20 protein-coding genes are annotated in these 17,773 nt (G+C 68.2%); 9 read left to right on the forward strand and 11 right to left on the reverse strand.

Features of this window, described 5'->3' with window-relative positions:
- The first annotated feature begins 84 nt into the window (after window positions 1–84).
- The 3 genes from RBS60_RS02635 to purN all read left to right on the forward strand — a co-directional run bounded on the left by RBS60_RS02635 (window position 85) and on the right by purN (window position 3,317).
- The gene (locus tag RBS60_RS02635; RefSeq protein ID WP_307955951.1) at window positions 85–1,251 is read left to right on the forward strand and encodes a 12-oxophytodienoate reductase; all 1,167 of its coding nucleotides are present in this window, start codon (window positions 85–87) and stop codon (window positions 1,249–1,251) included.
- A gap of 99 nt (window positions 1,252–1,350) precedes the next feature.
- Entirely contained in the window at window positions 1,351–2,661 is a 1,311-nt protein-coding gene (locus tag RBS60_RS02640; protein WP_307955952.1) for a DUF6350 family protein, read from the forward strand.
- A gap of 71 nt (window positions 2,662–2,732) precedes the next feature.
- The gene (purN, locus tag RBS60_RS02645) at window positions 2,733–3,317 is read left to right on the forward strand and encodes a phosphoribosylglycinamide formyltransferase (protein ID WP_307955953.1); all 585 of its coding nucleotides are present in this window, start codon (window positions 2,733–2,735) and stop codon (window positions 3,315–3,317) included.
- 106 nt (window positions 3,318–3,423) lie between these two features.
- Here purN and RBS60_RS02650 read toward each other — a convergent pair whose 3' ends face one another.
- Window positions 3,424–3,897, reverse strand: coding sequence for an SRPBCC family protein (locus RBS60_RS02650; RefSeq protein WP_307955954.1), 474 nt, complete (start codon window positions 3,895–3,897; stop codon window positions 3,424–3,426).
- A gap of 178 nt (window positions 3,898–4,075) precedes the next feature.
- Window positions 4,076–4,537 (reverse strand): DoxX family membrane protein, encoded by a 462-nt coding sequence (locus tag RBS60_RS02655; protein WP_307955955.1) that lies wholly within the window; start codon window positions 4,535–4,537, stop codon window positions 4,076–4,078.
- A 108-nt stretch (window positions 4,538–4,645) separates the two neighbouring features.
- On the opposite strand from RBS60_RS02655, the gene purH reads away from it, so the two are divergent.
- On the forward strand, window positions 4,646–6,358 hold the full coding sequence (gene purH / locus RBS60_RS02660) for a bifunctional phosphoribosylaminoimidazolecarboxamide formyltransferase/IMP cyclohydrolase (protein ID WP_307955956.1): 1,713 nt from the start codon (window positions 4,646–4,648) through the stop codon (window positions 6,356–6,358).
- Window positions 6,359–6,439: 81 nt separating this feature from the next.
- On the opposite strand, the gene RBS60_RS02665 is transcribed toward purH, so the two are convergent.
- From RBS60_RS02665 to RBS60_RS02705, 9 genes are all read right to left on the reverse strand, one after another.
- The gene (locus tag RBS60_RS02665) at window positions 6,440–6,631 is read right to left on the reverse strand and encodes a hypothetical protein (protein WP_307955957.1); all 192 of its coding nucleotides are present in this window, start codon (window positions 6,629–6,631) and stop codon (window positions 6,440–6,442) included.
- A gap of 56 nt (window positions 6,632–6,687) precedes the next feature.
- The gene (locus RBS60_RS02670; protein WP_307955958.1) at window positions 6,688–6,879 is read right to left on the reverse strand and encodes a hypothetical protein; all 192 of its coding nucleotides are present in this window, start codon (window positions 6,877–6,879) and stop codon (window positions 6,688–6,690) included.
- A gap of 132 nt (window positions 6,880–7,011) precedes the next feature.
- The gene (locus tag RBS60_RS02675; protein ID WP_307955959.1) at window positions 7,012–7,203 is read right to left on the reverse strand and encodes a hypothetical protein; all 192 of its coding nucleotides are present in this window, start codon (window positions 7,201–7,203) and stop codon (window positions 7,012–7,014) included.
- A gap of 73 nt (window positions 7,204–7,276) precedes the next feature.
- Entirely contained in the window at window positions 7,277–7,468 is a 192-nt protein-coding gene (locus RBS60_RS02680; protein WP_307955960.1) for a hypothetical protein, read from the reverse strand.
- Window positions 7,469–7,520: 52 nt separating this feature from the next.
- Window positions 7,521–8,873 (reverse strand): hypothetical protein, encoded by a 1,353-nt coding sequence (locus tag RBS60_RS02685; RefSeq protein WP_307955961.1) that lies wholly within the window; start codon window positions 8,871–8,873, stop codon window positions 7,521–7,523.
- A gap of 96 nt (window positions 8,874–8,969) precedes the next feature.
- A complete protein-coding gene (locus RBS60_RS02690) occupies window positions 8,970–9,161 on the reverse strand; it encodes a hypothetical protein (RefSeq protein WP_307955962.1) in 192 nt (63 codons plus the stop codon).
- 197 nt (window positions 9,162–9,358) lie between these two features.
- Window positions 9,359–9,808 carry a hypothetical protein gene (locus tag RBS60_RS02695; protein WP_307955963.1) on the reverse strand — a complete coding sequence of 150 codons (450 nt, stop codon included), beginning with the start codon at window positions 9,806–9,808 and terminating at the stop codon, window positions 9,359–9,361.
- 308 nt (window positions 9,809–10,116) lie between these two features.
- A complete protein-coding gene (locus tag RBS60_RS02700; protein ID WP_307955964.1) occupies window positions 10,117–10,869 on the reverse strand; it encodes a BTAD domain-containing putative transcriptional regulator in 753 nt (250 codons plus the stop codon).
- Between the two features lie 188 nt (window positions 10,870–11,057).
- On the reverse strand, window positions 11,058–11,303 hold the full coding sequence (locus RBS60_RS02705) for a hypothetical protein (RefSeq protein WP_307955965.1): 246 nt from the start codon (window positions 11,301–11,303) through the stop codon (window positions 11,058–11,060).
- 255 nt (window positions 11,304–11,558) lie between these two features.
- Between RBS60_RS02705 and RBS60_RS02710 the strand changes: the two genes are divergently transcribed.
- From RBS60_RS02710 to RBS60_RS02730, 5 genes are all read left to right on the forward strand, one after another.
- A complete protein-coding gene (locus tag RBS60_RS02710; RefSeq protein ID WP_307955966.1) occupies window positions 11,559–13,781 on the forward strand; it encodes an NADP-dependent isocitrate dehydrogenase in 2,223 nt (740 codons plus the stop codon).
- A gap of 242 nt (window positions 13,782–14,023) precedes the next feature.
- Window positions 14,024–14,461: a DoxX family protein gene (locus RBS60_RS02715; RefSeq protein ID WP_374049202.1), complete on the forward strand. Its 438-nt coding sequence runs from the start codon at window positions 14,024–14,026 to the stop codon at window positions 14,459–14,461.
- A gap of 305 nt (window positions 14,462–14,766) precedes the next feature.
- A complete protein-coding gene (locus RBS60_RS02720; RefSeq protein ID WP_307955968.1) occupies window positions 14,767–15,927 on the forward strand; it encodes an extracellular solute-binding protein in 1,161 nt (386 codons plus the stop codon).
- Window positions 15,924–16,892: a sugar ABC transporter permease gene (locus RBS60_RS02725; protein ID WP_307955969.1), complete on the forward strand. Its 969-nt coding sequence runs from the start codon at window positions 15,924–15,926 to the stop codon at window positions 16,890–16,892. The genes RBS60_RS02720 and RBS60_RS02725 overlap by 4 nt, the downstream gene beginning before the upstream one ends.
- A complete protein-coding gene (locus RBS60_RS02730; protein ID WP_307955970.1) occupies window positions 16,892–17,716 on the forward strand; it encodes an ABC transporter permease in 825 nt (274 codons plus the stop codon). Before RBS60_RS02725 ends, RBS60_RS02730 begins: the two co-directional genes overlap by 1 nt.
- Window positions 17,717–17,773: the final 57 nt, after the last annotated feature.

The following is a 17,773-nucleotide window of genomic DNA, read 5'->3' on the forward strand; positions in this document are numbered from 1 at the left end:
TCAGAGCAGATGATGTGTTGAAGGTCACAGGGGGTCCCGACGCTGCATCGGAATGCACCGGGAGCACGACGGGTTGGGTCCAGCATGACTCTTGAGCACACCGCGACCATCGACTCGTCCGCGCAGCCCGGAATCGGGGAACTCTTCACGCCCTTCAGCCTCGGCACCCTCACCGTGCCGAACCGCTTCGTCATGGCCCCCATGACGCGTGAGTTCTCGCCGGACGGCACGGTGACGGCCGACGTCGCGGGCTACTACGCGCGGCGGGCCGCGGCCGGCGTCGGGCTCATTATCACGGAGGGTGTGTACGTTTCCGAGGACTCGGGTCCGAGCACCCGCGTGCCGCGCCTGTTCGGCGAGGCCCAGCTCGCCGCGTGGCGTGCACTGGTGGCCGAGGTCCATGCGGCCGGCGGCCGGATTGTGCCCCAGCTGTGGCACCTCGGCGCGGCACGCGGCGACCACGCAGACTTCAACCCGGACCTGCCGTCCCTGAGCCCATCGGGCATCGCGCCCAACGGCGCGGAGCGCGGGCGCGGCGCGACCCTCGAGGAACTCGCCCGCATCCGCGATGACTTCGCCCGCGCAGCTGTGGCCGCCAAGGAGGCGGGATTCGACGGCGTCGAGCTGCACGGGGCGCACGGCTACCTCCTGGACCAGTTCCTCTGGGCCGGCACCAACCGGCGCGAGGACCAGTACGGCGGATCCCTCGAGGCGCGGCTGCGCTTCCCGGCCGAGGTGGTCGCGGCGGTCCGCGCGGCCGTCGGCCCCGACTTCCCGGTGGTCTTCCGCTTCTCGCAGTGGAAGTCCGGAGACTACGGCGCGCGCATCGCCGAGACGCCCGAAGAGCTCGGCACTGTCCTGCGGACGCTCGCGGACGCTGGCGTCTCGGCGTTCCACCCTTCGACCCGGCGCCATTGGGAGCCGGCATTCCCGGAACCTGCAGATGCGGCCGGCGGCGAGGACGCCCGCCTCGGGCTGGCCGGCTGGACCAAGAAGCTCTCGGGACTCCCCGTGATCACAGTCGGGTCCGTGGGCCTCGACAACGAGTTCGAGGTCACCTGGCAGGAGGGCGGGCGTTCCGGCGTCCGCGGGCTGGGCGAGCTGCTGGCGCAGTTCGGCCGCGGCGAGTTCGATCTCGTCGCCGTGGGCCGCGTGCTCCTCTCCGACCCGGCGTGGGTCGCGAAGGTCCGCGAGGGCCGGACCGAGGAGATCCGTGCGTTCAGCGCCGAGGACCGCCTGCACTTGTCCTGACCGCCACCGGGCCGGGGGCTGGCGCCCACCACCGGCGTTCGCCCGGGCTCCGGTGCGCCTGAACTGCCCGGGGCCGCGGCCGTGGCACAGTGGAGGGCGATGAAACTGCGTGCCGACCAGTCCGGGCTCCGGGGCCTGCCCATGCCGCTGTGGCTCCAGGGCGTCGCGGAGGCAGTCCAGGCCATCCTGATCTCTGCCATCCTCGCCCTCGTCCCGGTCTTCGGTGTGTGGATGACTGGCGGGCTCGGCTCGTGGCAGCCCGAGGGCGTTGCGCGTCTGGCGGGCCAGCTCTGGCTTCTGGCCCACGGGGTCCCTCTGCAGCTGGCCATCACGCCGAGCACGGGGGAGTCGGCCGCACCCGTCGTGGGGACGCTCTCCCTGATCCCCCTCGGGCTCACGGTCATCCCAGTGCTCCTGACCTGGCGCAGCGGGCGGAGGCTGGCGCGAGCGTCCTACGCGGACACGCTGTGGCAGGGGCTCGCCGGTGCGGGTGCGGCCTATGCGGCCTTCGCGTTCGCCACCGCGTTCGTGTGCCGCACCCCGCAGGTCAACGTCGGCATGGTGGCCGCGACGTTCATCCCACTCGCCCCTGTGGGCCTCGGCCTCGTGGTCGGGGCACGGCGCGAGGCAGGCTCGTGGGCGCGGCTCATCGGCGTCGACGCCGTCGACTGGATCGCCCGCACCGGGCAGTACTCGCGCTGGGCCGGGAGCTACGTGTGGTCTGTGCTCCGTGCCGGGTTCGTCGCACTCATGGCCGCTCTCGCGCTCTCGGCGGCTGTCCTCGCCGTGGACCTGTTCGGCCATTGGGCCGAGGCCGTCACGGTCTACGAGGGCGTGGGGGCCGACGCGGTGGGCGGCGCAGCCATGGCACTCGGCCAGGCGGGCTACCTCCCGCATCTCGTGGTGTGGACGCTCGGATGGGCCTCCGGCGCGGGAGTGGCCCTCGGATCGGGATCCACGGCGGGCGCGCTCGCGACCGCCGTCGCGCCCCTTCCGCCGATCCCCGTCCTCGCGGCGATCCCCGCGGGCCCCTTGCCGTTCGGGCCCGCGGCGCTCGTCATTCCGGTGCTCGCCGGGATCATGGGCGGCTGGTGGTTTGTCCGCGAGGGCGAGGACCACTTCGACGAGTGGCTCTCTATCAAGATCCACGCCCGGTGGTTCTCCGCACCGGTCTCCGCGCTCGTCGTCGGTGTGCTGGTCGGCGCCGCCGCGGGTGCCCTCGCGGCCGGGCTCGCGTGGCTCACGAGCGGATCAGTCGGGATCGGACGGTTCACCGAACTCGGAGTGAGCCCCCTGTGGATGCTTGTCTGGGTCGGCGCCGAGACCGCGATCGGCGCATGCCTCGGCTACGCCCTCGGGCCGTGGCTAGAGCACGCCCGCGCTGAGGAGGCCGGGCGGGCCGCAGTCTGACGCCGCACGACACAGCGAGCCGTCGCCGCCCGTCGGCACCCGGAGCATTCCCCGCCGGTAAGGTGGACGCCATGCGCATCGTGGTCCTCGTCTCCGGCACCGGTTCCAACCTGCAGGCCGTCATCGACGCCGTGAAGGCCGGGGCGCTCAACGTCGAGATCGCGGCAGTGGGCGCCGACCGCGAGGGGACCTACGGGATCGAGCGCTCCGACGAGGCCGGCATTGAGACCTTCGTCGTCAATTTCAACTCCTTCGAGACCCGCGAGGAGTGGGACGCCGCGATCGCCGCGAAGGTTGCGTCATACGAGCCGGACGTTGTCGTGTCCTCGGGCTTCATGCGGATCGTGAGCCCCGAGTTCATCGCCCGCTTCGGCGGCCGCTACCTCAACACGCACCCCGCACTTTTGCCTGCTTTCCCAGGCGCGCACGGCGTCCGCGACGCGCTCGAGTACGGCGTCAAGGTCACCGGCTGCACCGTCCACTGGGCAGACGCCGGCGTGGACACCGGTCCGATCATCGCCCAGGAGGCCGTGGCGATCGCGGACAGCGACGACGAGGAATCCCTCCACGAACGCATCAAGGTCGTTGAACGGCGCCTCCTGATCGACGTCCTGCGCAGCCTCGCGGACGGCGAACTCGAGGCGCGCGCCGGCTGAGGCATCCTGCAGCGGACAGCCCTGCCGATGCGCGACCCAGCCCCCCGGACGCACGACGGCGCGTGCCCACTCAGGTGGGCACGCGCCGTCGCGCGTCAGAGACGGGTCAGAAGACGCCGCCGGTCTGCGGGGGCGAGTCGATGTCGCCCCGCCAAGCCCCGGTGGGGCCCTGGGCCTCGACGAAGTCCTTGAACTTCTTCAGGTCCTTCTTGACCTGGGCGCTGTCGGCGCCGAAGAAGGCCCCGATCTTCTCCGTTGTTGAGTCCGGGATCCACTCAAACTGGGCCGAGACGCGTGATTCGGCATTGTTGAGCCGGTGGAAGGTCACGACTCCGGCGTGCCCCACCCCGTCGATGCTCTTCCACGCGATGCGCTCATCCGGCGTCTGCTCTGTGATCACGGTATTGAACTCGCGGGTCTGTCCGGCGACCTTCGCCGTCCAATGGAGATGGGTGTCGTCCTGCTGGACAACAGACTCCACCCCGCCCATGAACTCGGGGAAACTCTCGAACTGGGTCCACTGGTTGTACGCGGCAGCTACGGGGACTGCGACGTCGATGGATTCCTGCACGGTGGACATGCGTTGCTCCTTACGGTTGGCGCTTGTTCGACGGCAGTGGCGGGCAACGCCCCTCGAGGACATCGCCCCTGCCTGCGGCCTCTTTTTCGACCGACCCCACCGTGGTACCCAAAGCTGCGCCGCGGTAAACACACCCTGGCACGGCCTCGCGGAGTGCGGGTGGGCGCGTCCCTGAAGGCTACCGGCCGGGCTGTGCCGCGACGACCTTATGCTTGGACTCCTTGGCCGGCTTGCGGTGCTTCCGGTCCACGAGCAGGGCAATGCCGATCGCGACGAGCCAGGAGTCCTTCGCCATGGGCACGCCCGCGGCAGTCGGGCGGATGCCGTCCGGCTGGGTGAGGCCCGGGGTCTTGAGGTAGGTCGCGAGGAGGCCGCCCGAGAAGGCCGTGAGGGCCAGCGCGGCAAGCTTGGTCGGGACGAACGGGGCGAGCAGCGCTGCCCCGAGGCCGATTTCGGCCCCTGCGAGCACCTTGCCGAAGGTTGCCGGGGGGATCTGCCGGATCTGGGGGAGGGCATTGGCTGCCATACCCTGGAGGTTGCCTGCGCCCTCTTCGTCGAGAGAGAGCTTGCCCACTCCCGCATTGACCATGTAAGCGCCAGTGACAAGGCGGAGGACGGCGTGGCTGAGCTTGAATCCCATGGCTTCTCTCCTTGGCCGGCGGTCCGGCCCTCGGGTTCCGTTCCGGGATCAGCCTAGGCGATAGACTGGCACCAAACCCACCCTCCCCGAAGACCCGGAGTGTTGTCTGTGAGCCCTGAGACCTCTGCCCGCACCATCGAGCTGGACCTCGTCCCGATCCGCCGGGCCCTCATCTCGGTCTACGACAAGACAGGTCTCGAGGAGCTCGCCCGCGGTCTGAGCGAGGCGGGCGTCCGCATCGTCTCGACCGGATCGACGGCCAAGCGGATCTCCGCGGCAGGCGTTCCGGTGCAGGAGGTCGAGGAGGTCACGGGCTCGCCCGAGATGCTCGACGGCCGCGTCAAGACGCTCCACCCGCGGGTACACGGAGGCATCCTCGCGGACCGCCGCGTCCCGGCCCATGTGCAGACGCTCAAGGACCTGCAGATCGAGCCGTTCGACCTCGTCGTCGTCAACCTGTACCCGTTCGTCGAGACGGTGAAGTCCGGCGCGGCGATGGACGACGTCGTCGAGCAGATCGACATCGGCGGCCCCGCCATGGTGCGCTCGGCAGCGAAGAACCACGCCGCCGTCGCGATCGTCGTGGACCCGGGCGCCTACGGCGACGTCATTGCCGCCGCGAAGTCGGGAGGGTTCAGCCTCACGACCCGCCAGCGCCTCGCGGCCAAGGCGTTCGCCCATACCGCGGCCTACGACACGGCGGTTGCGACGTGGACGGCGAGCCAGTTCCTGGACGAGGACGGCGCCGGCGTAGCCGGAGACAAGGTCGCGTGGCCCGCCTACGCCGGCCTCGCGCTCGAGCGCTCCGAGGTGCTGCGCTACGGCGAGAATCCGCACCAGCAGGCAGCCTTGTACGTCGACAAGGCCGCTCCGGCAGGTATTGCCCAGGCAGACCAGCTCCATGGCAAGGCCATGAGCTACAACAACTACGTCGACGCCGACGCCGCCCTCCGCGCCGCCTTCGACTTCGACGAGCCCGCCGTCGCTGTCGTCAAGCACGCCAACCCGTGCGGCATCGCGGTCGCAACCCCCGGGGCGGCCGATCCGATCGCGGACGCCCACCTCAAGGCCCACGCGTGTGACCCGGTCTCGGCGTTCGGCGGCGTCATCGCCGCCAACCGAACCGTGACGAAGGGCATGGCCGAGACGGTAGCGGGGATCTTCACCGAGGTCGTGATCGCCCCAGACTTCGAGCCGGAGGCCGTCGAGATCCTCTCGAAGAAGAAGAACATCCGACTCCTCGCCCTCCCGGACGGCTACGGGCGCTACCCGACCGAGATCAAGCAGATCTCGGGCGGCGTGCTCGTCCAGGTCTCCGACACGCTCGATGCCGAGGGCGACGACCCGGCGAACTGGACCCTCGCCGCGGGTGAGGCCGCCGACGACGCCACCCTCGCGGACCTCGTGTTTGCGTGGAGGGCCTCCCGCGCCGCGAAGTCCAACGCGATCCTCCTGGCGCACAACGGCGCCTCGGTGGGCATCGGCATGGGTCAGGTCAACCGCGTCGACTCGTGCCGTCTCGCGGTCGAGCGCGCGAACACGCTTGGCGTCGAGGTTGCCTCGGGGGTTGACGCTGCCGGTGGTGCCGCGAACGTCGGCACGGGCGACGCCGGTGCTGCCGCACCCCTTCGAACGCGAGGCGCCGTCGCGGCGTCGGACGCGTTCTTCCCGTTCGCCGACGGACTCCAGATCCTCATCGACGCCGGCGTGCGCGCCGTGGTGCAGCCCGGCGGCTCCGTCCGCGACGCGGAGGTCATCGAGGCCGCGAAGGCCGCGGGCGTCACGATGTACTTCACGGGCGCGCGCCACTTCTTCCACTGAGTCCAGGGCGACCCTCGCCTTCCAGGTCCAGACATGCTGAGAGGGAGGCCGGAATCCCCGGTCTCCCTCTCTGCATTGGTATCAGTACTGGTTCACAAAGATACCCTGGGCTGCGACGCTGCTCGCGCTCGAGCAGATGGCGAGGACGTTCGCGGCCATGGACGTGTTCGTCGCCACGATTCCCACGAGGTTGAGGTCTCCGACGAGCGTCTCGCGTCCAGGGAGCAGCTCGACGGTCTCGGCGGCCAATTCGGCAACAGTGAGCTTCTGCATGATGTTCACCTCCTTCTCCGATTACGTCAGGTGTTCGGGTGCGGTCAGTGCACGGGTCAGTGCTGGTTGACCGAGATCCACTGGACGGCCAGGCTGCTGGCCGACGAGCCGACGGTGCCGACGTTCGCGGCGAGCGACAGGTTGCTGGCCAGAATCGCGGTCAGGTTGCCGTCCCACAGGAGGGTGTCGCGGGAGGGGAGAAGCTCGACGGACTCGGCGGCGAGTTCGGTGAGGGTCAGCTTGGTCATGGAATTCAACTCCTGGTTATTCGAGGTGGTGGGGGGCCGGGCGCGCCCGGCCCCCCGGGTTGTTGGCCGGTCCGAGCACAGGGCGGGAGGCGATCTCCGCGAAGTGCCGGGCCCCGGCCGGGATCAGGGTGCTCAGTGCTGGAGCACGCCGATGATCTGGACCGCAGCCGCGTTGGCTGTCGAGCCCCACGTCGCGGCGTTGACCGCGATCGCGAGGTTGACCGCCACGACGGGGGCCACGTTGATGTCGAAGAGCATCGTGTCGCGCTGCGGGAGCAGTTCGGCGTGCTGATCGACGATGTCGGCAGGGGTGAGTGCCGTCATGGTGTCCTCCTGGTGGTGGGTGGGGGTGCGGGTCGCCGGCTGGGGGAGGGGCGACCCGCACCGATCTCGGGGGCTAGTGCTGGTTCACGCTGATCATCTGAAGTGCGGCGCTGCTCGCGCGCGAGAACCAGGTGTCAGCGTTGAGCGCAACCGAGGTGTTCGAGGCGGAGATGAGGGCCGCGTTCCAGTCGAGGAAGAGCGTCTCGCGTGAGGGGAGCATCTCAACCGACTCGGCAGCCAGATCGGCCGTGGTGAGCTTCTGCATAGTGTTCACCTCCTTTCATGGATCGCTGGTGTTCTTTCGACGTCCGCGGGGATCAGCTGTGATGGCCGAACCGGTGTAGGTGGGCGGGGGCCGGGGCCGCATGACGGGGCAGGGGGCGCGGGAGGCGAGGCACGAGCCGTCGCGCAAGGGCCACCGCAAGGGATTGGGCTGCCCGGGCCAGGATCAGCACTGATCCCAGCGCCGGCAGGGTGAGCATTACGAGGGCGATTCCGGACAGTATGGCTTCCAACGGATGCCCGCTTTGGGCGGAGGCGACCAGGTTGTGCGCGTGCATCGACCCGGCCGCATACGCCTGTTGGAGGATGAAGGGCAGGCTGAAGACCAGCCAAATGAGCACCCCGCCCAGGAACGGCACGACGATGAGCACCCAGGACGTGACAATCCAGCGGGTCACCGGGCGGAGTTCGAGGACTCGAGGATCCGCGGGACGTCCCGGGATGAGGCTGCGGATCACGGGCCCGACTCTGGCGAAGAGATCTGGCACTCCAGCGAGGTCAGCGAGAACGAAGTAGCCGTCGAGGCGGATCGTAGGGGGCAGCTGTTGGGCCATCTGAAGCTGGGTCATGATCACGAGCAGGAGCAGGAGCGGGCTGCCTGTGAAGAGGAATCCCACGCCGGCGCCGATAACCCACAGCAGGTGGAAATAGAGGCCGCCGAGATCCGTCCGAATCCGTCCGGCGCGGCCCAGCCGGTACGCGTCCGTCACGTCCGTGTAGAAGGCGGGGAACACGACGTAGAGGCCGAATCCGATCACTCCCGGCGTCGCTCCGCCGTAGCGGCACGCGGTCGCGTGGCCCATCTCGTGGACCAACGCTCCCACTGTCATGAGCGCGAAGAGCGCCACGAGCATGCCCGGCGTCATGAGGACGTCGTTGAGGGCTGTAACGGCGTCCGCGACCATGAACAGCCAGACGTCCAAGGCGATCAATGAGGCGATTGCCATAGTGACCACAGCTGGTGAATAGAGCGGGCTGAGGACCCAAGAGAGACGCTCCACGGCGCGCCTCGGGAGGATGGTTGCTTTGGCCCTGAGGGCGAGGAGCGGCACCGCCTTGGGCGCGGGCACCGCGGTGGTCTCTTTCCCGGGGCGCATGAGCAGGCCGAGCGGTTCGAGCTTGCCCTCTGCGAGGAGCCGAAGTCCGTCGGCGTCGAGCTCGCGGCCGAAGGCTTCACTCACGCGTTTGGCCAGCTCGACCGAGTCCAGCGGTCGCTTTGCCTTGGCCACGATGAGCTGGAGCAACTCGCTGATCTGCACCACCTGGCCGTCGGACCGGCGCACGAGGTACGTGCTGTGGTTGAGCCCGGAGCCCTTGACTGGGCCGAGGAGTTCGATGCCCTCCGCCTGCTGCCAGGCATCGGCGGTGGGAGCGAGGTCCTGCAACATTCGGGTCTCCTGCGCTGGGCTTCGGAAGGGAAGGGGCACCCCGGGGGCGGTCGGGATGGGGGAGCCGACCGCCCCCGAGTGCGTGTGGGGGAGGGCTCAGTGCTGGTTGACCGAGATGCTCTGCCAGGCCGCGCTCTGGGCGACGGAGCCCCACGTGGCGGCGTTGACGGCGAGAGACGTGTTGGTGGCAACGATGCCGGCCCAGTTGGCGTCCAGGAACAGCGTGTCGCGAGAGGGAAGCAGTTCGACGGCCTCAGCAGCGAGTTCAGCGGCGGTGATCTTGGTCATGTGACTCATCTCCTTGTTGATTGGCGACTGGGGATCAATCGCTGGGGTAAGTACATTCGGTGGAGTGTTACCTTCGCGTTATCAGCCCGTTATCGCGCTGACGTGGGGCGATGCCCGGCCGGGCATGCAGAAGACCCCGCCGCAGCGGCGCTGCAGCGGGGCCAGGATGGCGTCTGGGAGTGAGCAGACTGGGGGCGCTACTCCCCGCTGTCGACGTCCACGTTCGCCCGCACGGCGGCGCCCGTGTCGGCGGCGATGACAGCGCGAGCCCGCTCGACGGCGTCGTTCGTTGCTGAATGTGCGCGGGCCGAGCGTTCGCCGGCGGGGGCCGATCTGAACGCGTTCAGGTTGACCCCGAGGGCCTGCTCGATCCCGAGCACGATGCTCCGGGCGGTTGGCGAGAGGTCGCGCTGCTGCCCGCCGACGAGGATGTACTGGATGGCCACGGTCTGGGTGCTGCACCCCGTGCAGCCCTCGTTGACGGCGATCGAGGCGTTGTTGGCGATGATGGAGCGCGCGTCGGCCGTTGCGATGATCTGGACGGATACGGCGGACGATGACGCCCAGTCGCCTGTCGTGTAGGCCGTCGCCAGATTGTTGGCGAGCAGGGTCGAGACGCCGGGCGAGGTGAGGACCTGGAGCGTCACGGCGGTGCCTGAGCAGCCTGCGCATGAGTTCTCCACGGTGGCGGAGGCGGAGGCCGGGCCGCCGTTGGGGCGCAGCGGACCCACAACGACGGCAGAGTCAACGGCATTCGGGCGGTGAGGGCTGGGGATTGCTCGGGAGGCGACGTGCATATAGTGCCCCCATGCGACTCCCTGACCCGTCCCAGGAGCAGCCGACGCTGGCAGCATCGGGGCCATCATCAGGCCTACGGCGAGGAGGCCCACGGCGGACGCTCTGAGCAGGGAAACGCTGGTTGGGCGGGGGTGTGAGGTGTCGGCACGATGTGTCACTAGAGCTCCTTCGGGGGTTGGCGATGCCTCCCTGCCGCGTGTGTCACGGGCCGGGCTCCTGCATTCTCGAGCGGCTCGGCGCTGACGAGCTGCGCGAGTCGCGTGGAGGGCTCGAGGCCCATCTCCTCGGCGAGGCGTCGCCGGAAGTCCTCGTAGGTGCGGCGCGCTCCCGCCGCATTACCTGCTCTCACCTGACCACGGATCACCAGGGCGTGCGCGGACTCGCGCAATGGCTCAATGGCCGCGGCTCGCATCGCGGCGGCGACTGCGGCCTCGGGACGGCCCTCGCCGAGATGGCGGCGAGCGAGGGCCTCCAGTGCGGCGATGCGCGTCTGCCGGAGGCGTTCCTGCTCGAACAGGAGCCAGTCGTCGTACCACCCGGGGAGGAGCTCGGCGGCGTACAAGAGGTCCGTCAGGCCGGCGGCAGGCTCGGTGCCGGCAAGGGCGGAGTCGGCGCCGTCGCGGAGCCGATCGACGTCAACATGGACATCGTCGGACAAGCGGAGCGGCTCTGCGCCGTCTGCGAGCAGGCCCGGAAGCTGGTGGCGGATCTTGAAGACCGTGACGCGGAGACTGCTTGCGGCCTGCTCCTCAGTGCTCTCGGGCCACAGGAGGCCAGCGAGGTAGCGGCGGGTGCGTGCGCCCAAGAGGGCTAGGGATGCGATGAGACGCTGCTGTCGGGCGCCGACGGTCTGAGGCGTGCCACGCCTGTCGAGCTGCCAGCAGCCCAGAAGATGAAGTTCCCACGACATGCGACCCGCCCCCATGAAACTTAGGTTCCCGGAATGCGGCCGCTCCGAATCGGTTGAGGGGAGTGGAGGCGTTCCTGATGAACGAAACCAGCATGACGAGGGGGATATAGTCCAGTCAATGGATTTATTGCAGTTTTCAGAACTGTCATGCAATCAGCAGCGCACTGTCGCTCCTAGGCGAGATCCTGTCAGGACGGCACGTCGCCCTCGAGTTGTCCCTCGAGCCATGCCCTGACTGCCGCAAGCGTGGCCTCAACGTCCGTGGCAAGGGCCGTCGATGTGGGCTCCTGGCGCCCATGGGAGGTGAGAATGCGCACCCTGAGGCCCTGTGCAGCGTCGGGCTCGCGCCATACCCGCAGTACCAGGGTGCCGAATTCCAAGAGCTCGGCCTCGGGGGGATCGCCACGGTTGACGTCCGCGGAATGCTGTGCCATGTCCCTCTGGGTGCCTTTCGCGTGGTGAGGGCTTGACGCCCCGAACTTTCCTGTCCCCTGAGAGGGAGTCTAGGCGTGAACGTGACGCGAGTTGCGTTGGCGTGCCCGGCGTGTAGAACCGTCACGAAACAGGCCATGGCCCATGCTCCGGTAGATTAGGGACGTTGACATAGCAGCACCCACGCATACTGCGGCGATTGCTCACGCGTACATCGGCGCCGCGGTCTGCATCAGCTCCGCAGGAGGCGCCCACCCATGGCCACCATTATCTACACGCACACGGACGAGGCGCCGATGCTGGCGACCCACTCCTTCCTCCCGATCGTCCAGGCGTACTCCTCGGCGGCCGGCGTCCGGATCGAGACCCGTGACATCTCCCTGGCAGGGCGCATCGTCGCCACATTCGGCGACTACCTCACGCCGGACCAGCAGGAGTCTGACGCGCTCGCGGAGCTTGGTGCCCTCGCGAAGACGCCAGAGGCCAACATCGTCAAGCTGCCCAACATCTCTGCCTCGATTCCGCAGCTCAAAGCCGCCATCGCGGAGCTCCAGGCCCACGGCTACGCCCTCCCGGACTACCCGGACAACCCCTCTTCCGATGAAGAGACGGACATCCGCTCGCGCTACGACAAGATCAAGGGCTCCGCGGTCAACCCCGTGCTTCGTGAGGGAAACTCGGACCGCCGCGCCCCCCTGTCCGTCAAGAACTACGCGCGCAAGAACCCGCATTCGATGGGTGTCTGGAGCGCCGAGTCGAAGACCAACGTCGCGACGATGGCCGAAGGCGACTTCCGCGCGAACGAGAAGTCCGTGGTCCTGCCGGCCGACGACTCGCTCACCATCCAGCTCGTGCTCGCCGACGGAGCGGTCAAGGAACTCAAGAAGGGCCTCAAGTTCCTCCAGGGCGAGGTTGTCGACGGCACCGTGATGCGCGCCTCCGCGCTCGACGGGTTCCTCGCGGCCCAAGTGGAGCGGGCCAAGGAGGAGGGCGTCCTCTTCTCGGCGCACCTCAAGGCCACGATGATGAAGGTTTCCGATCCGATCATCTTCGGCCACGTGGTCACGGCGTACTTCTCCGAGCTGTTCGACACCTACGGCAAGCAGCTCGCCGCTGCGGGGCTGAGCCCGAACAACGGCCTCGCCTCGATCCTCGGCGGGCTCGACGCGCTCCCCGAGGAGGTCCGCGACGGCGTCAAGTCACTCATCCAGAAGGGCCTCGCCGACGGTCCGGCGCTTGCGATGGTCGATTCGGACAAGGGCATCACGAACCTGCACGTCCCCTCCGACGTCATCGTTGATGCCTCGATGCCGGCTATGATCCGCATCGGCGGCCACATGTGGGGCGCCGACGGCCAGGAGCATGACACGCTCGCCGTCCTGCCCGACTCCTCCTACGCGGCGGTCTATCAGACGGTCATCGACGACTGCCGTGAGCACGGCGCGTTGGACCCGACGACCATGGGCACCGTCCCGAACGTCGGCCTCATGGCCCAGGCGGCCGAGGAGTACGGCAGCCATGACAAGACGTTCGAGATCCAGACCGCAGGCAAGGTACAGCTCGTCAATGAGGCAGGCGATGTGCTGATCGAGCACGACGTCGAGGCCGGCGACATCTGGCGTGCGTGCCAGACCAAGGACCTGCCGATCCGTGACTGGGTCAAGCTCGCCGTGAACCGTGCGCGGGCAACCGGCTCCCCTGCGGTGTTCTGGCTCGACGACAGCCGCGCGCACGATCGCAACCTGATCTCCAAGGTCAACCAGTACCTCGCCGAGCACGACACTGAGGGCCTCACGATCAAGGTCCTCGACCCGGCCGAGGCCACCGCCTACACGCTCGAGCGCCTCCGCAAGGGCGAGGACACCATCTCCGTCACGGGCAATGTGCTCCGCGATTACCTCACGGACCTCTTCCCGATCCTCGAGCTGGGCACGAGCGCCAAGATGCTCTCGATCGTTCCGCTCATCGCCGGGGGCGGCCTCTTCGAGACGGGCGCGGGCGGCTCCGCGCCGAAGCACGTGCAGCAGCTCGTCAAGGAGAACTACCTGCGCTGGGACAGCCTCGGCGAGTTCTTCGCGCTCGTGCCCTCGTTCGAGCTCTACGCCGAGCAGGCCGGCGTGCCTGCGGCGAAGGTCCTCGCGGACACGTTGGACCGCGCGACAGGGACCTTCCTCGAGGAGAACCGGTCTCCGGGCCGCAAGCTCGGCACGCTCGACAACCGCGGCTCGCACTTCTACCTTGCCCAGTACTGGGCGCAGGAGCTCGCGCAGCAGACGGACGACGCCGCGCTGGCCGCCGCGTTCGCGCCCGTCGCCGAGGCGCTGACCTCGCAGGAGGAAACGATCGTCTCCGAGCTCCTCGCGGCCCAGGGCTCGCCCGTGGACCTGGGCGGCTACTACCGCCCGGACGAGGCGAAGGCCACCGCGGTCATGCGCCCCTCCGCAACACTCAACGCTGTGGTCGACGGCCTGCGCAAGTAGCGCACGGCCGCTGCCTGCGGCTAACGACGGCGCCCCGCGCCCTGGCGAGATCATTCGTCACGGCGCGGGGCGCCGTCGTGCGTTAGACGGCACGAAGGGTTGCGCGACGCCTCTTTGACACAAGGCAGGCCTTCACGACAAGATCATGCTTGAAACTTCAATTGAATATTGGAGTATGTGTTCGCAAGCCTAGCGGTCAGCGAGCCGACGACCACCAATAGAAAGGGGCCTCCATGGCCACGATCCACCGCCCCGCCCTCGCCGACGCCGCGCGCACGATCCTCCGGGTTGCGCTCGGCGCAGTGTTCTTCGCCCACGGCTGGCAGAAGTTCTTCGAATTCACGATTCCGGGCGCACAGGGCGCCTTCGCCCAGATGGGTGTCCCTGGCGCCCAGTTCGCCGCGCCGATGGCGGCTGGCCTCGAACTTGCCGGGGGTGCGCTTCTGATTGTTGGTCTCCTGACCCGCGTGGCTGGCGCCCTGCTGGCCGTCGAGATGCTCTCGGCCCTCTTCCTCGTGCACGTCTCTGCCGGGATGTTTGTCGAGAAGGGCGGCATGGAGCTCGTGCTCCTCCTTGCTGCCGGCGCTGCGGCCGTCGCTCTCGTCGGCCCCGGCCGCGCCTCTGTGGACGGTCTGATCTTCGGGCGCCGCACGGACCGTTGGGCCGCTTTGGCCGCGTGATCGCAGCCCGCAAGTGACAGCGGCGCCCCGCGCCCCGGCGAGACAGTTCGCCAGGGTGCGGGGCGCCGCTGTCGTGATGGCCAGCACGGGCTTGTGAGGAGTTTTGTTCAACAAATCATTCATATTTAGGTAACCCTAACTTTTGTTGGTAGTTAACTCTCATGTCATCTTGCTGTCTCCTAGGTGCAATCCGGACTCGATGAAGTATTCATGCGTGTTGCTCGGGCGGGGAGTGACCGACCATCTGGCACCCACCGAGATTTCCTGGGCAGAATCCTGCCCTCGCGCCTACAGGAGACATCTTCATGCAGTTCTCAACCGTTCTCCGTGCCGCCGCGTACACCGCGGCCCTCGGATTCGCCCTCACGGGCTGCGCCCAGAGCACCACCGCCGCCAAGAACAACGGCGCGGCGGATGCCGGCGCTAAGACCGTCAAGGTGTTCATCAGCGGTGACACGAATATCCAGAGCCTGTGGGAGAAGGACCTTGCCCCGGCGTTCGAGAAGGCGAATCCGGGGTACAGGGTCCAGGTGCAGATCGACCTGCACGGCGAGCATGACGCCCAGACGCTGGCCAAGCTCACGAGTTCGGTGGAGCAGAAGAAGGACGCGGACTTCGACCTGGTGGACGGCGGATTCGTCGCGAAGGCTTCGGGGGCGAACCTCCTGGAGAAGGTGGACACCTCCTCGGTCAAGGCCCTGGCCGATGTCCCGGCGGACGTGGTCAAGGCCGGCGGCACCGGCGGTATCCCGTACCGCGGGTCCTCGGTCCTGCTCGCGTATGACACGAAGACCGTGGCAACCCCTCCGAAGACCCTCGACGACCTCCTCGCGTGGATCAAGGCGAACCCGGGCAAGTTCACCTACAACTCCCCGAAGTCGGGCGGGTCGGGCGCGGCGTTCGCTGCGACCGTGCTCGACAAGTACGTCCCGGCGGATGCGCGACAGAAGATGACCGTGGGCTACGAGAAGGACCTCGAGTCGACCTGGGATCAGGGCTTCGAGACGCTGCGGGGCCTGAACCCGTACGTGTACCAGAAGGGCGTCTACCCGAACGGCAACAAGCAGACCCTCGAGCTGCTGGCCAGCGGCCAGATCTCCATGGCCCCGGTCTGGTCCGACCAGTTCCTCACGGGCTCGGCCAACGGCACGATCCCGGCGAGCGTGAAGGCCGCGCAGATCACCGGCCCGTCGTTCACCGGCGGCGCCGCGTACCTCGGTGTCCCGGTCAACGCGCCGAACAAGGATGCTGCGCTCAGGCTCGCGAACTTCGTCCTGCAGCCCGAGCAGCAGGCGGAGATCGTCAAGGAGATCTCCGGCTACCCGGCCATCTCCATCGGCAGGCTCCCGGCGGACATCAGGGACAGGTTCGCCAATGCGGACACGAACAATCTCCGCAAGGGGTACTTCGACCAGATCTCGAAGGACATGAACAACCTCTGGGACCAGAAGGTCCCCGGCCAGTGACCTCACAGTCCACCGCGGTCCGGCAGCCGGACCGTCCCGCCCCGTCTCCCCCCGCGCGCTCGGCCTCGGCCCAGCGCGCGGGGGCGGGGCGCGCCGCCGGCTTCGTCATGGCGCTGCCGCCGATCCTCCTCATCACCCTGTTCATCGGCTTCCCGATCGTGCTCGCCTTCGCCTTCAGCCTCGGCTTCACGGGCGGACTGAACCGGACGATCGCCCTCATCGGCCAGAACGTCCACGAAGCCCAGGGCGGCCCCACGTTCGGCGCCTACGGCGAGATGTTCACCAATCCCAGGTTCCTCGGGGACCTCGCGGTCACGGTCATCGTCACCGCGGTCAGCACCGCCGTCGTGATCCTCCTGGCTGCCGGCATCGGCCTGTACCTCAAGTTCAAGGGCGGCGTCATCGGGAAGATCCTCTCGGCCCTGGCAGTCATCCCGCTGTTCATCCCCGTGGTCATCGCGTCCTGGGCCATCCTCGGGTTCTACTCGGCGGACGGGTTCCTGCGCAGCGTCGCCGCCCAGCTCGGGGTGGACTTCCCGGTGTGGTCGTTCACGATGGTCACGGTGGTCATCGGCTCGGTGTGGACGTCGCTGCCCTTCGCGACCCTCCTCATCACGTCCGGGCTCCAGGCGGTCCCGCAGGCCATGATCGACTCAGCTCGCGACGCCGGCGCCTCCTTCTGGCGCGTGGTCATCAGCGTTGTGGTGCCGATGGCCGGGGTGCCGATCATCATCGCCACCACGTTCACAGCCATCGGGATCCTGGGATCCTTCACCGTCCCGTACTTCACGGGCCCGAACTCGCCGAACATGCTCGGGGTGGACATGTCCAACTACTTCTCGGCCTTCAACCAGCCACAGCAGGCCGTCGTCATGGCGTTCGTCGTGTTCGCGATCGCCTCGGGCATCGCCGCAGTCTATGTGTGGGCCAATTTCCGTTCGGCCAGGGAAAGCGGTGCCCTCTGATGCAGAACTCCTCCCCGCGCCGTGCCCTGACGGGCACGCTCGTAGTCCTGTTCGCCGCTGCCATGGCCGTGTTCATCATCGGCCCGCTCCTGTGGCTGGCCGTGCGGGCCTTCGCCACGAACTGGACATACCCCAACCTGGCCCCGGACGGGTGGACGTTCAAGTGGTGGGAACTCGTCTTCAGCGACAACGCCCTCGGGGTCGCGGTGCAGAACTCCCTCTTCTTCGCCCCGATCACCGTCCTGGCCTCAGCGCTCATCTGCCTCCCGGCCGCATACGCCTTCGCGCGCTTCGAGTTCCCCGGCCGGCGGTTCTTCCTCATCGGGCTCTTCGCGGCCAACGCGTTCCCCAAGATGGGCCTGTTCGTCTCCCTCGCCGCGCTGTTCTACACCCTGAACCTCATGAACTCGATCCTGGGCATCCTCATCGTGCACCTCCTGGGCACCGTCGTGTTCATGACATGGATCCCCTCGGCGGCGTTCGCAGCAGTCCCGCGCAGCCTGGAGGAGGCCGCGCGGGACGCCGGCGCGTCGAGGCTGCGGGTATTCTCCAGCGTCACCCTGCCCATGGCGCTGCCGGGCATCCTCGTCGCGGCGATCATGAGCTTCCTCGCCTCCTTCGACGAGGCCCAGGGCACGTACCTCGTCGGCGCCCCGGACTACTTCACCATGCCGACCCAGATGTACACCCTCGTGCTCAACTACCCCACCCAGGTCGCGGCGGTCTTCTCGATCCTGCTCGCCATCCCCTCCGTCGCGCTGCTCCTGGCCGCGCACAAGCACATCGTCGGCGGCCAGCTCGCCGAGGGCTTCCAGATCAAGTAGAGGCACCCATGACCACCAACACGACCCCCACCACCCCCGCCACACCCACCACACCCG

This window comes from Sinomonas sp. ASV486 (genome assembly GCF_030908215.1).
Classification (GTDB): domain Bacteria; phylum Actinomycetota; class Actinomycetes; order Actinomycetales; family Micrococcaceae; genus Sinomonas; species Sinomonas puerhi.

Excerpts from the sequence above, each read along its gene's own strand:
- RBS60_RS02635 (WP_307955951.1), top strand. The coding sequence starts at position 85 with ATGACTCTTGAGCACACCGCGACCATCGACTCGTCCGCGCAGCCCGGA.
- RBS60_RS02640 (WP_307955952.1), top strand. The coding sequence starts at position 1,351 with ATGAAACTGCGTGCCGACCAGTCCGGGCTCCGGGGCCTGCCCATGCCG.
- purN (WP_307955953.1), top strand. The coding sequence starts at position 2,733 with ATGCGCATCGTGGTCCTCGTCTCCGGCACCGGTTCCAACCTGCAGGCC.
- RBS60_RS02650 (WP_307955954.1), bottom strand. The coding sequence starts at position 3,897 with ATGTCCACCGTGCAGGAATCCATCGACGTCGCAGTCCCCGTAGCTGCC.
- RBS60_RS02655 (WP_307955955.1), bottom strand. The coding sequence starts at position 4,537 with ATGGGATTCAAGCTCAGCCACGCCGTCCTCCGCCTTGTCACTGGCGCT.
- RBS60_RS02665 (WP_307955957.1), bottom strand. The coding sequence starts at position 6,631 with ATGCAGAAGCTCACTGTTGCCGAATTGGCCGCCGAGACCGTCGAGCTG.
- RBS60_RS02670 (WP_307955958.1), bottom strand. The coding sequence starts at position 6,879 with ATGACCAAGCTGACCCTCACCGAACTCGCCGCCGAGTCCGTCGAGCTT.
- RBS60_RS02675 (WP_307955959.1), bottom strand. The coding sequence starts at position 7,203 with ATGACGGCACTCACCCCTGCCGACATCGTCGATCAGCACGCCGAACTG.
- RBS60_RS02680 (WP_307955960.1), bottom strand. The coding sequence starts at position 7,468 with ATGCAGAAGCTCACCACGGCCGATCTGGCTGCCGAGTCGGTTGAGATG.
- RBS60_RS02685 (WP_307955961.1), bottom strand. The coding sequence starts at position 8,873 with ATGTTGCAGGACCTCGCTCCCACCGCCGATGCCTGGCAGCAGGCGGAG.
- RBS60_RS02690 (WP_307955962.1), bottom strand. The coding sequence starts at position 9,161 with ATGACCAAGATCACCGCCGCTGAACTCGCTGCTGAGGCCGTCGAACTG.
- RBS60_RS02700 (WP_307955964.1), bottom strand. The coding sequence starts at position 10,869 with ATGTCGTGGGAACTTCATCTTCTGGGCTGCTGGCAGCTCGACAGGCGT.
- RBS60_RS02705 (WP_307955965.1), bottom strand. The coding sequence starts at position 11,303 with ATGGCACAGCATTCCGCGGACGTCAACCGTGGCGATCCCCCCGAGGCC.
- RBS60_RS02710 (WP_307955966.1), top strand. The coding sequence starts at position 11,559 with ATGGCCACCATTATCTACACGCACACGGACGAGGCGCCGATGCTGGCG.
- RBS60_RS02720 (WP_307955968.1), top strand. The coding sequence starts at position 14,767 with ATGCAGTTCTCAACCGTTCTCCGTGCCGCCGCGTACACCGCGGCCCTC.
- RBS60_RS02730 (WP_307955970.1), top strand. The coding sequence starts at position 16,892 with ATGCAGAACTCCTCCCCGCGCCGTGCCCTGACGGGCACGCTCGTAGTC.